At 64.0% G+C, this 12,267-nt stretch carries 14 protein-coding genes; 5 read left to right on the top strand and 9 right to left on the bottom strand.

Annotation, left to right across the window (positions count from 1 at the left end; all coding sequences use genetic code 11):
• Positions 1–17: 17 nt before the first annotated feature.
• Positions 18–800: a queuosine precursor transporter gene (locus ACQPXH_RS02075; protein ID WP_433600657.1), complete on the top strand. Its 783-nt coding sequence runs from the start codon at positions 18–20 to the stop codon at positions 798–800.
• A gap of 86 nt (positions 801–886) precedes the next feature.
• Here the strand turns inward: ACQPXH_RS02075 and tgt are convergent, their stop codons facing one another.
• From tgt to ACQPXH_RS02050, 5 genes are all read right to left on the bottom strand, one after another.
• Complete coding sequence (gene tgt / locus ACQPXH_RS02070) at positions 887–2,131, bottom strand: tRNA guanosine(34) transglycosylase Tgt (RefSeq protein ID WP_433603700.1); 1,245 nt, start codon at positions 2,129–2,131, stop codon at positions 887–889.
• 68 nt (positions 2,132–2,199) lie between these two features.
• A complete protein-coding gene (locus ACQPXH_RS02065; protein ID WP_433600656.1) occupies positions 2,200–4,113 on the bottom strand; it encodes an ABC transporter ATP-binding protein in 1,914 nt (637 codons plus the stop codon).
• Complete coding sequence (locus ACQPXH_RS02060; protein ID WP_433600655.1) at positions 4,110–5,918, bottom strand: ABC transporter ATP-binding protein; 1,809 nt, start codon at positions 5,916–5,918, stop codon at positions 4,110–4,112. Before ACQPXH_RS02060 ends, ACQPXH_RS02065 begins: the two co-directional genes overlap by 4 nt.
• Before the next feature lie 104 nt (positions 5,919–6,022).
• Entirely contained in the window at positions 6,023–6,517 is a 495-nt protein-coding gene (locus ACQPXH_RS02055) for an RrF2 family transcriptional regulator (protein WP_433600654.1), read from the bottom strand.
• A gap of 38 nt (positions 6,518–6,555) precedes the next feature.
• Positions 6,556–7,149, bottom strand: a complete 594-nt coding sequence (locus ACQPXH_RS02050) for a TetR/AcrR family transcriptional regulator (RefSeq protein WP_433600653.1) — start codon at positions 7,147–7,149, stop codon at positions 6,556–6,558.
• Positions 7,150–7,392: 243 nt separating this feature from the next.
• Here ACQPXH_RS02050 and ACQPXH_RS02045 point away from each other — a divergent pair, with 243 nt between their 5' ends.
• Entirely contained in the window at positions 7,393–9,690 is a 2,298-nt protein-coding gene (locus ACQPXH_RS02045; RefSeq protein ID WP_433600652.1) for an MMPL family transporter, read from the top strand.
• 181 nt (positions 9,691–9,871) lie between these two features.
• On the opposite strand, the gene ACQPXH_RS02040 is transcribed toward ACQPXH_RS02045, so the two are convergent.
• Complete coding sequence (locus ACQPXH_RS02040) at positions 9,872–10,048, bottom strand: hypothetical protein (protein WP_433600651.1); 177 nt, start codon at positions 10,046–10,048, stop codon at positions 9,872–9,874.
• 374 nt (positions 10,049–10,422) lie between these two features.
• Here ACQPXH_RS02040 and ACQPXH_RS02035 point away from each other — a divergent pair, with 374 nt between their 5' ends.
• Entirely contained in the window at positions 10,423–10,632 is a 210-nt protein-coding gene (locus ACQPXH_RS02035; RefSeq protein WP_433600650.1) for a hypothetical protein, read from the top strand.
• Here the strand turns inward: ACQPXH_RS02035 and ACQPXH_RS02030 are convergent.
• From ACQPXH_RS02030 to ACQPXH_RS02020, 3 genes are all read right to left on the bottom strand, one after another.
• The gene (locus ACQPXH_RS02030; RefSeq protein WP_433600649.1) at positions 10,629–10,829 is read right to left on the bottom strand and encodes a hypothetical protein; all 201 of its coding nucleotides are present in this window, start codon (positions 10,827–10,829) and stop codon (positions 10,629–10,631) included. The two genes, ACQPXH_RS02035 and ACQPXH_RS02030, sit on opposite strands and share 4 nt — an antisense overlap.
• A 163-nt stretch (positions 10,830–10,992) precedes the next feature.
• On the bottom strand, positions 10,993–11,208 hold the full coding sequence (locus ACQPXH_RS02025; protein WP_387294069.1) for a hypothetical protein: 216 nt from the start codon (positions 11,206–11,208) through the stop codon (positions 10,993–10,995).
• Positions 11,209–11,388: 180 nt separating this feature from the next.
• Entirely contained in the window at positions 11,389–11,580 is a 192-nt protein-coding gene (locus ACQPXH_RS02020) for a hypothetical protein (protein WP_433600648.1), read from the bottom strand.
• Between the two features lie 270 nt (positions 11,581–11,850).
• Between ACQPXH_RS02020 and ACQPXH_RS02015 the strand changes: the two genes are divergently transcribed.
• Together ACQPXH_RS02015 and ACQPXH_RS02010 are read left to right on the top strand one after the other, a co-directional pair.
• A complete protein-coding gene (locus tag ACQPXH_RS02015; protein ID WP_433600647.1) occupies positions 11,851–11,976 on the top strand; it encodes a hypothetical protein in 126 nt (41 codons plus the stop codon).
• Positions 11,977–12,020: 44 nt separating this feature from the next.
• Positions 12,021–12,194: a hypothetical protein gene (locus tag ACQPXH_RS02010; RefSeq protein ID WP_433600646.1), complete on the top strand. Its 174-nt coding sequence runs from the start codon at positions 12,021–12,023 to the stop codon at positions 12,192–12,194.
• Positions 12,195–12,267 lie beyond the last annotated feature (73 nt).

Genomic DNA, 12,267 nt, shown 5'->3' with positions numbered 1-12,267 from the left:
TTCCACAACCTGGTTGGATGAAGCGCGTGAGTGAGTCCAAAACAGTCGAAGAACACCCAGAATCTGGGGGCCCCGCGGCGGCCCACGCGGCATTCGCCGTCGCCGCGCGGGGCTACTACACCCCCGTCGTCGCCCTGTTCACCGCGACGCTGATCATCTCGAATATCTGCGCAACCAAAGGCGTCCAATTCTTCACCGATCATTCGGTGAAGCTGGGCCCCATCGAGATCCTGCCGATCTCCACCGACGGTGCGTGGTTCCTGTTCCCCCTGGCCTACATCATCGGCGACGTCCTGAGCGAGGTGTACGGCTTCAAGGCCGCCCGCCGGGCCATCTACTACGGCTTCGCCATCCTGCTGCTCGCGGTCATCTGCTTCAAGATCGCCATCGAGCTGCCCGCCGCGACATTCTACGACCATCAGGAAGCCTTCCGATCCGTCATCGGCACCACCCCGCAGCTGGTCGCCGCGGGCCTGGCCGGGTACTTCGTCGGCGAGATGCTGAATTCGGCCTCGCTGGTATTTATCAAGGAGAAGACCAAGGAGAAGCACCTGTGGGCGCGGCTGATCGGCTCCACGGTCGTCGGCGAATTCGGTGACACGCTGATCTTCTGCTCGATCGCGGCCACCGCCATCGGCATCGACAGCTGGGGACAGTTCGTGAACTACGTGATCGTCGGCTTCGTCTGGAAGACGCTCGCCGAGGTCATCGTGCTGCCGATCACCTACCGGGTGATCGCCTTCCTGAAGAAGCACGAGCCGAGCTACGGGCCACGCGAAACTCCCGCGCTCCTGAGCTGAAAGTTGTGACGCCGCAGACCCGCTCCGGACGTAACAACGAAGGAGCGGGTCTTACGAGCGACCGTTCGCGGCCACGCGGCCAAAACTCAAACACCGCTTTTCCAGCGGCCTAACGTTTCGGCCTTGAACTCGTCGAAGCAGCCGCCCTCGATGCTCTCGCGAATCCGGTCGACGAGCCGAATCGTGTAGCGCTCGTTGTGAATTGTGCACAGCGTCGAGGCCAGCATCTCCTTGGCCTTGAACAGGTGATGGATATAGGCCCGGGTGTAATTCGCGCAGGTGTAGCAGTCGCAGGTGTCGTCGATCGGGGTGAAGTCGCGGCGGAATCTGGCGGTATTGATATTGAATCTGCCCTCGGCGACATAGATCGCCGCATTGCGTGCGACCCGGGACGGGTTCACACAGTCGAAGGTGTCCGCTCCGTTCTCCACCGCGACGAAGATGTCCTCCGGTTCACTGATGCCGAGCATATGGCGCGGCTTGTCCTCGGGCAGTTCGTCGCAGCACCAGCCGACGATGGCGCCGAGATTGTGTTTCTCCAGTGCGCCGCCGATGCCGTAGCCGTCGAAACCCGTTCCGGCACTGCCGCGCAGCGATTCCAGTTCCCGACAGGCCTTGCGCCGCAGGTCTTCGTACTGCGCGCCCTGGATCACCGCGAACAGCGCCTGATACGGGCGATGGGTGCGCGCAGCGGTCAACCGTTCGTGCTCGTCGATGCAGCGCTGCGCCCATTCGTGGGTGCGCTGCAGCGACTTCTCCTGGTAGGCACGGGTATTCAGCAGGGTGGTCAGCTCGTCGAAGGCGAACATGATGTCCGCCCCGAGTTGATGCTGGATACCCATCGAAACCTCCGGGGTGAACCGGTGTTTCGAGCCGTCGAGGTGCGAGCGGAAGGTAACGCCGTCATCGTCGACGGTGGCCAAGCGCTCTTTGCCTTTCGCGATCACGTCATCGCTGCGGACGTCGACCGCCTCCATGGCCAGCACCTTCTTGAAGCCGACACCCAGCGACATCACCTGGAAGCCGCCGCTGTCGGTGAAGGTCGGGCCGGGCCAGTTCATGAATTTGCTCAGCCCACCCGCCTCGTCCACGATGTCCGGGCCCGGCTGCAGGTACAGATGGTAGGCATTCGCCAGCAGCGCCTGCGCGCCGAGTTCCTTCATGGTCTCGGGCAGTACCGCCTTCACCGTCGCCTTGGTGCCGACCGGAATGAATGCGGGCGTCGCGATATCACCGTGCGGTGTGCTGAGCAGGCCCGTTCGACCGTGTCGCCCCGGGATGCGGGTACCGACGGTAAACGAGAAAGCTCCAGGATCAGCCACGGTGTACATCCTCTCAGGCACGCCGCTGTGCCCCGCATCATGCTGTCGCACAGTCGACAGCTATGCGACGTCGCGGTTCAGGCCTCGGCGGCGGCCGCGGCGAACTGGGCGTTGTAGAGGCGGTAGTAGGCGCCGCGTTCTTCGAGGAGGCGCTCGTGGTTGCCGTGTTCGACAATGCGGCCCGCCTCCATGACGACGATCAGGTCGGCGTCGCGGATGGTGGACAGGCGGTGGGCGATGACGAAGCTGGTGCGGTCCCGGCGCAGGGCCGCGGTCGCGTGCTGGACCAGCGCCTCGGTGCGGGTGTCGACCGAACTCGTCGCCTCGTCGAGCACCAGGATGGACGGCTTGGCCAGGAAGGCGCGGGCAATGGTGATCAGCTGCTTCTCACCAGCGCTGACGCCCGAGCCCTCCTCATCGATGACCGTGTCGTATCCGTGCGGCAGCGCGTGTACGAAGCGGTCGACATAGGCGGCGCGGGCGGCCTCGAGAATATCCGCCTCGCTCGCATTCGGACTGCCGTAGGCGATGTTCTCCCGGATGGTGCCCTTGAACAGCCAGGTGTCCTGCAGCACCATGCCGATCCTGGAACGCAGGTGATCGCGGGTGATCTCGGTGATGTCGACGCCGTCGATGGTGATGGTGCCCGCGTCGAGTTCGTAGAACCGCAGCAGCAGATTCACCAGGGTGGTCTTGCCCGCGCCGGTCGGACCGACGATGGCGACCACATGTCCCGGTTCGGCGACCAGCGACAGCCGTTCGATGACCGGCGTCTCCGGTTCGTAGCGGAACGACACCGCCTCGAACTCGACCCGGCCGCGATCGACCGGACGGGTGTTCTCCATGACCGGATCGGCCGACTGCTCCTCGGCATCGAGGATCTCGAAGATCCGCTCGGCCGATGCGACACCGGATTGCAGCAGGTTGGCCATCGCGCCGATCTGGGTCAGCGGCTGGCTGAACTGCCGGGAGTACTGGATGAAGGCCTGCACCTCACCGAGCGACAGATTGCCGGTCGCCACGCGCAGGCCGCCGACCAGCGCCACCAGCACGAAGTTCACATTCCCGAGGAACATGATCGCGGGCATGATCAGCCCGGAGATGAACTGCGCCTTGAAACTCGACTCGTAGAGATCGTTGTTGCGCTTGTCGAATTCCTGACCGACCTCGCGGTTGCGGCCGAATGCGGTGACCACCTCGTGCCCGGTGAAGGCCTCCTCGACCTGGGCGTTCACCATGCCGGTGTACTTCCACTGGTTCACGAAGTGCGGTTTGGAGCGTTTGGCGATCTGCGTGGTGACCACGATCGCGGCGGGCACGGTGAGCAGGGCGATCAACGCAAGCAGGGGCGAAATCCAGAACATCATGATCAGGATGCCGACCACCGAGAACAGCGAAAGGATCAGCTGGCTCATGGTCTGCTGCAGGGTCTGCGACACATTGTCCACGTCATTGGTGACGCGGCTGAGCAGGTCACCGCGCGGTGTGGAATCGAAGTAGCGCAATGGAAGTCGATGGATCTTGTCCTCGACATCGCTGCGGAGCCGCTTCACGGTGCGGTTGATGACGATATTGAGCAGGAAGGACTGTAGCCAGCTGAAGACCGCGGCGCCGATGTAGAGCAGCAGTACCAGCATCAACACCCGGCCGACGGCGCCGAAATCCACACCGACACCCGGGGTGACGTCCATCGCGCCGAGCATGTCGGCGAAGGTGTTGTCGCCCGCGGCCCGCAGGCGCTGGATCGCCTCTTCTTTGGTGATGCCACTCGGCAACCGGCGGCCGACGACACCATCGAATACCACGTTGGTGGCCTTGCCGAGGATGTAAGGGCCGAGCGTATTCAGCACCACCGAGATGATCGCGAGTCCGACGATCACGCCGACGTATACGCGCTCGGGCGCCAGTCTGCGCAACAACCGCTGCAGCGACGGACCGAACGATTTCGCTTTCGCATCCGGCGCACCGGGATTCACCGCTCCGGGTCTCATCGAATCTCCTCCCGCCGGGTCCGATGCCCGTCACCGCTCGCATCGGGCGGCGGCACGTTGCGTTTGGCGAGCACGACGGCCTCATCGGCGCCGAGCTGCGAGGCGACGATCTCCTGGTACTCCGCGCAATCGCGCATCAGCTGCTCATGGGTGCCGGTCCCGGCCATCATGCCGTCTTCGAGCACCACGATCTGATCGGCATCGCGGATGGTGGTGACCCGTTGCGCCACAATGATTACCGAGGCGTCCTTGGTCTCCGGCCGCAATGCTTCGCGCAGTCGGGCATCGGTGGCGACATCCAGTGCGGAGAACGAATCGTCGAACAGGTAGACCCGCGGCTTCTTCACCAGCGCCCGCGCGATGGCCAACCGCTGACGCTGTCCACCCGAAACAGTGGTGCCGCCCTGCGCGACCGGCGTCTGCAAACCCTGCGGCATATCGCGCACGAAGTCGGCGGCCTGGGCGATCTCCAGACATCGCCACAGTTCCTCGTCGGTGGCGTCCGGATTGCCGTAGCGCAGATTGCTCGCGATCGTGCCGGAGAACAGGTATGCCTTCTGCGGCACCAGCCCGATCTGTTCGCGCAGCACTTCGAGGTCGATGTGACGCACATCGGTACCGCCGACGTAGACCGCGCCATCGGTCACATCGATGAGCCGGGGAATCAGATTGAGCAGTGTCGTCTTGCCCGCGCCGGTGGAACCGACGATCGCCGTGGTCGTACCCGGCTCGACCTGGAACCGGATCGCGGACAGCACCGGTTTCTCCGCTCCGGGAAAGGCGAATTCGGCGAATTGCAGATCTACCTGCGCCGGATCGCCCTTGAACGGCTGCGGCAGCCGCGGCGGCAGCACCGAAGTCTCGGTCTCGAGTACCTCACCGATCCGGTCGGCCGACACGGCCGCGCGCGGGGCCATCATGGCCAGGAACGAGGCCATCATGACGGCCATCAGGATCTGCATGATGTAGGTCAGCATCGCGGTGAGCGAGCCGATCTGCATCTTGTCTTCGTTGATCAGATGTCCGCCGAACCAGATCACCCCGACCGCAGTGATATTGCTGATCAGCATCACCAGCGGGAACATCAGCGCCATCAGCCGCCCGACCCGCAACGAGGATTCGGTGAGTTCGGTGTTGGCCACGCCGAAGCGCCAGGTCTCCTGCCGTTCGCGCACGAATGCGCGCACCACCCGGATACCGGTGATCTGCTCGCGCAGCACCCGGTTGACCTCATCGATCCGGTGCTGCATATCGCGGAAGCCGGGCACCATCTTCGCCACGATGACACCCATCGAAATGGCAAGTGCGGGCACCGCGATGAGCAGCAGCCAGGACAGCCCGAGGTCCTCGCGCAGCGCCATGAAGATGCCACCGATGCACATGATCGGCGCCATCACCAGGATGGTGGCCGACATCACGATCAACAGCTGAACCTGCTGAATATCGTTGGTATTGCGGGTGATGAGCGAGGGCGCGCCGAACATGCCGACCTCGCGCGCGGAGAAGGTGCCGACCCGGTGCAGCACCGCGCCGCGCAGATCCCGACCCGCGCCCATCGCGGCCTGCGCGCCGAGGTAGACCGAGCAGGCCGAGGCGATGATCTGCACGCCGGTGACGGCGAGCATCCACAGACCGGTGGTCCAGATGTAGCCGATATCGCCCTTGGTGACACCGTTATCGATCAGGTCGGCGTTCAGGGTCGGCAAGTACAGCATCGCGATGACCGAGATGAGTTGTAGGCCCACGACGCCCGCCAATTGGGCCCGGTAGGGGGCCAGATGAGTGCGAAGCAGTCTGATCAGCATGATGAAAAGGAGGCTACCGGCAATCCGCGCGATCCGTCGCGAACATTCCTGACCAGCAGCGATGTTCGCACGTGTGGCTTTCGGCCGGTGTGCTTCGATTCGAATTATCGCCGCGCCCAGGCACCTGGATCCTCGGTGAGTGTGCCGACGAATCCCGGCAACCGGTCCTGCGCGATGTCATCGATGGAGACATTCTCCAGCACCGCACGAATATTCACCCGCAGCGCGATCCACACCCGCTGCAACGGTTCGGCCGCACCCGGGTACCGCACGTCCTCCGGACGCTCGCCGCGCACCGAGGCCAGCGGTCCCTCGATCGCGCGGATCACATCGGCGATGGAGATCTGCGCGGCCGGGCGGGCCAGCCAATAGCCGCCGTCCGGGCCGCGCCTGCTGGTCACCAGATCAGCTCTGCGCAATTCGGCGAGTACGGTCTCGAGCACCTTGGGCGGAATATGCTGCGCGGTCGAAATCGCCTCGGCCTTCACCACCGGGGCGACCTGCACGGCGACCCGATCCGACACACGGTGGATCTGCGGTGCGCGGGCGATCTCCAATAGGGTCCGCACGGCGTAATCGACCCTCGCGGTGATGTGCACGGCGGCTACTCCCTGGCCTCTTCGGTGTTCGAACGAATCTACGCGGTATGGCAGCCGGTCAGCACACAGGTAGCCGCGTCCAGAAGTGTGCGTTCCACCACCGAATCCTCCACCCCGGGCACGAGTTCGGTGGACAGCAGCGCGACTCCGAGCACTTCCAGTGCCGCACTGGCGCGCAGCTCGGCGACATCGTCGGCGCCGGGTCCGGCGAGCCATTCGCGCAGCACCCGAATGGAATCCAGCATGTCCGGATACCGGTCGGCCATGACATTGACGATCGCGACGGTGTCGCGGACACACAGCGCACCCGCGTCACGATGGCGGATCATGCCGCGCAAATAGGCGCGCAACACAGCGCGCACGCCCTCCTCGTCGTGCGGGACGGCATCGATGTCCTCGGTCACCGAGCGCATGTGATCGACGATCGGATCGACGATCGCCAGTAGCAGATCCAACTTCGATGCGTAGTGATAGTAGAGCGAAGCCTTTGTGATTCCTACCGCATCCGCGACCTCGCGCAGGCTCGTCTGTTCGAACCCCTTGGCCCCGAACAGCTTTACCGCTGCGTCGCGAATTGCCATTTTTGTGCCGCCACCTGCGACAACAGCGTCGCCCGCGTCACGATCAATCATGGGATGATCCTCTCACCACTAATGCGCTGAGCTTACGTTGCCACCAGAATTGAGGTTGTACCTCCGCTTAGCTCCTGGGTAGTCTACCTACCGCACGGTAGGCAGAAAGCGTCAATTGCAGGCGTGGGTCGGCAGGGCAACCCCCGCGAGTGCTTGTCTACGCGCCACGAATCAGCACGTAACCAGCCATCCGTAGTGACTGCTTGCAGGTCGCTCGAAAAGGTCAGCTAGGAGAACCCTTTCGTGTCCGTTTATCTGTATAGATGGGGGAAGTTCGCTTTCCGCAGGAAATGGATAGTGCTTCCGGTCTGGATTGTCCTGTTCCTACTGCTGGGCGGCCTCGGCGCGCAGCTCGAGGAGCCGATGACCAATGACTTCAGCATGCCGGCGCTGCCGTCCGCCCGTGCCAACGACATTCTCGACAAGCACTTTCCCGGCGCCTCCGACGCCTTCAAATTCGACGCCGTCACCGGCACCTATGTCATTGCCGCACCCGATGGGCAGAAGCTGACCGATCCGGCGAACCGGGCGGCGCTCGAGGCCTTCATCGCCAAGCTCGGCACACTCGACATCGTCGACCACAGCAAGCCGGTGATGGATCCGGTCGAGGCGGCCGAGAAGTCGGGCTGCATCACCGACCCCGATCCGTCCAAGTGCAGTGGCGCACCGCTGAATGTGCTCAGCAAGACGGCGCCCGACTCGGTCGCGTTCTTCAGCGTCCCGTTCACCATCAAAAAGTTCACCGACGTCACCGACGAGCAGCGCGAAGCGGCCTACAACGTCGCAGGCGATGCCCGCGATGCCGGGCTGCGGGTGGAGATGAGCGGCTCTATCGCGCAGAAGAACGAGGGACCCAGCGGTAAGTCCGAGCAGATCGGGATGGGCATCGCGTTGGTCGTCATGATCATCGCCTTCGGCGCCATCGTCGCCGCCTTCGTGCCGATCATCACCGCGATCGTCGGCCTCGGCGCGGCCACCTCGCTGATCTTCCTCGGTACCTCGATCATCGAGGTGCCCAGCTTCACCACCTTCCTCGCGTCCATGATCGGCATCGCGCTGTCGATCGACTACGCGCTTTTCATCGTGTCGCGCTACAAACACGAACTGGCAGTGCAGGATTCGCCGGAGGAAGCGGCCGGTACCGCACTCGGCACGGCGGGTTCGGCGGTGGTGTTCGCCGGTCTGACCGTCATCATCGCACTCGGCGGACTCAGCATCATCGGCGTCCAGTTCATGACGTTCATGGGTCTGGGCGGTGCGATCGCCGCGGCGTTCGCGGTGCTCACCGCCATCACGCTGATGCCCGCGCTGCTCGGCGCGTTCGGCCGGTTCCTGTTCAAGCCGAAGCTGCCGATCGTGGCCCAGCACGATCCCGAGGACGACAAGTCGGTCACCAACGGGATGCGTGTCGGCCGTTTGATCGGTCGGGCACCCGCGGTGACACTGCTGCTCAGCGTGGTCGTGCTCGGTCTGCTCGCCGCACCCGCCGCCGGTCTGAACCTCGGCCTGCCCGGCGACGACAGCCAGCCGAAGACCTCCACCATCCGCAAGGCCTACGAGCTGCGCACCGAGGGCTTCGGTGAGGGCAGCAACGGCGTACTGAATGTCGCGGTCGACCTCACCAATGTGCCCGCCGACCGGCGCGAGGCCGCGGTGAACGCGCTGCGGTCCAAGCTCGCGTCCTACCCTGGCATGGATTACGTGACCGAGCCCAAGTGGAGCGGTGCGGACAAGGCGGGCGCACTGCTCGACGGCGTGCCGAAGTCGGGTCCGAACAACCAGGCCACCAAGGATCTGGTCAGCGACGCCCGCGATGCCGAAGCGCAGATGCAGTCCGAGTACGGCATCGAATACGGCATCACCGGCACCACGGCGATCTTCGCCGATGTCGACCATGTGCTGCTGAGCAAGATCGTGCCGTATCTGGCGATCGTGGCCGGTGCCGCGTTCCTGCTGCTGATCCTGGTATTCCGCTCGATCCTGGTGCCGCTGACCGCGGCGCTCGGCTTCCTGCTCTCCATGGCGGCCACCTTCGGCGCGACCGTGCTGATCTTCCAGCAGGGCAAGCTCGGACTGATCGAGGATCCGCATCCACTGGTCAGCTTCCTGCCGATCATGCTGATCGGTCTGGTGTTCGGTCTGGCCATGGACTACCAGGTGTTCCTGGTGACGCGGATGCGCGAGGAATTCGTCGACGGCAGGTCGCCGAAGGAAGCGATGATCGCCGGTTATCACCACGGTGCCCGAGTGGTCACCGCGGCCGCGATCATCATGATCTCGGTGTTCGGCTCCTTCCTGCTGGAAACCGACATCACAGCCAAGTCGCTGGGTTTCGCACTGGCGGCGGGCGTATTGATCGACGCGTTCATCGTCCGGATGGTCGTGATCCCATCGCTGCTGGTGCTGATGGGCAAATGGTCCTGGTGGATTCCGAAGTGGCTGGATCGGATCCTGCCGGATATCGACGTAGAGGGCGCGAAGCTGCGTGAGCTGCGGCAGCGGTCCGCGGAGACAGTGCGGGTGCCCGTCGGCGTGAGCTGATCGGAACTCCCGGCTCGGCCCCGCACCCGGATTCGGGTGCGGGGCCGAGTGCGTTCACCATCGAGATGAGCCGGCGCCCGACGAAGTACGACAGCCGGTGTGGGGCGGCTGAGTTTCGAATTAGGAACGCTCCCACGGGAATCCGCCGATGACAACTCGAATTCCGGTGGGAGAACAGGCATTACTGACTCGGCTGCGGAAGATCACACTCCTCGACCCTCGGGTTCACACCCATGTAGTTGAGCGGACCGGCCAGCGCCGTGACGGCAATGGTGCCGAAACCGGCACAGTTGATCGGAGCGCTGTCGAAGTTGTGGCGCTGAACCGCGGCGACAACGCCGACAGCCAGCCAGATCATCAGAAGCATCGCAAACAGTCGCGTACCAGCGGAAGGCGCTGGTCTCGGATGGGTCACACGCTCGCGCATAGTCATCGCTTCCTTTCGCACTCGCGTACCAACTCGGATACCCGCACGCGAGACGATCACTCTCCGGCCGGATGAGCACTTGTGCCGATCACCACAGATCGGGCATCGATCGGCAAGGTAAGCACCGTTTCGAGAAACCGACCAGTCCATCGTCATTTACTTAGGACACCTAGCTTTCGGGCTGTACAAGTTCAGCCACGCGCGGCTCGCGCGGTGCCCGCGCCCATCCTCGCCGCTGTATCCAGCTGAGTGCCGGCCTGGCCAAGTATCTGTTCGAGATCATCGGCGTCGGCACGGCGGCAAGCGTGCGTCTGGCCTTCGCCGGCGCCATCGCACTGCTGCTGTGGCGGGCCTCGCTGCGCGTCGACCGCGCGGCACTACCCGGCATAATCGGCCTCGGTGTCACCGTCGCCGGGATGAATCTGTGCTTCTATGCCGCCATCGAACGCGCTTCCTGCAGTAGATCGACGAAAGCTCCTGAGCCGCGGCGGGATCTGGAGCCGGTGCCGATCTAGGGACTCGGTTGCGGGACATTGCAATCGGCGATCTTCGGGTTCACACCCATGTAGTTGAGCGGGCCCGCGAGGACGGTCAGGGCGAGCGTGCCGAAGCCCGCACAGTTGATCGGACCGCTGTCGAAATAGTGCCGCTGCCCCGAGGCGACAACGCCGACGACCAACCAGAGCACGATCAGCACGCTGCCAAGTTTCATCTCGCCCATATCTCTCCCGCAAACCGCGCGCACGGGTTTCAGCGAATTGTCGCATCTTGCCGGGCGCGGGCGGGCGCGCCCGACCGCACGGCATGTCGCCGCCCGGCAGAGCACGCCCTGAGCCCTGAGGGTGGCCGAACCCTCGGAACTCAGCCCTCACGCATTACTGGCTCGGTTGGGGCACATTGCAGTCGGAGATCTTCGGGTTCACACCCATATAGTTGAGCGGGCCGGCGATCACCGTCACCGCAATCGTGCCGAAGCCGGCGCAATTGACCGGTCCGCTGTCGAAATAGTGTCGCTGGCCCGCGGCAACGACGCCGATCACCAGCCAGATCAGCACCAGCAGGCCGCCGAATCGAAAATAGGGCTCTCTCATCTAACTCTCGCGAATCAATCGCGCGCGGCTTGTACTGCACCGCATCATCGCTGCGCACCCTCCCCGCGCTTACCTAATCGCCGTATACCCGCCCGCCGCCGACTTACCCAGAAACTCCGCAGCCGACGGGTTCGTTGCTGCCACATGGCGGATTCCTGCTGGTCCGTCCCTGGCTGGGTCCTACTGCTGATGGCCGTCGCCCTCTTCGAAGCCCTGACCCGAAAACACCGCAAGCGCCGCACTGCCGCGATCTCGAGCTTTTCCATGGCCGCAGTGGACCATGTCGGATTGAAATGCGTTGGCTGCCATGGCTCGGGCCTCGTCGTGGCTGAGTTCGAACCCCGTGTCCGGCACGTTCACCGACGAGTTCACCGCCATGTTCTACAGGACGAAGCGGATGGAACTGGACCACCGGGACTTGGTGTAGATGCTGCGCGACGAGCAAGCGCAGGGTGCGCGGCCTCGGGTCGGGGTCGACCTGGACCGGCAGACCGTCCTCCTGCGGCGGCAGGATCCGGAGCGGTACCCGGGCGACTTCTCGCCGCCGACATGTCACCCTCGCAGTCGTGACCATGCACTTTCGGCTGACCGATGACATCGAAGCCATGGTTCGCGCACAGGCCGAGCGCCGAACGGCGGAGCATGACCGCCGTCATCAACGACGCAATCGCCGAATACCTGGCTTACCGGCGGCATCGTGAAATGGTGCGGACCGAAATCGGTTGCGCGATCAGTGAGCATCACTCGTTGTTGAACGAACTCCGGTGAGCAACTTCAGGAGCCATGCGGATTACCATCGAGGTATGGGTGGTATGAGGATCCAAATTGCCGTCCGACGTCCAGAGGTGGTCACGTTCATCGATGCGCACAGCGACAATCGGACCGCGAGCGTCGTGGAGGCGCTGAAGCGTGTCCAACGCCGCAGGTTGGCCGAAGCCGAAACGATCACCATCGGTGTGCGCCAGGCTTTCCCGAACGCGAACTAGAGACGGTCGGTCCGCCGGACCCGGCCGGAAGCGCGCTGGGCCCACGCAAGAACTCGTGCGCGCACTGTCGAAT

It is taken from the genome of Nocardia sp. CA-135953, from assembly GCF_050955735.1.
Lineage (GTDB): Bacteria > Actinomycetota > Actinomycetes > Mycobacteriales > Mycobacteriaceae > Nocardia.
This window is presented reverse-complemented; position numbering and strand designations above follow the sequence as displayed.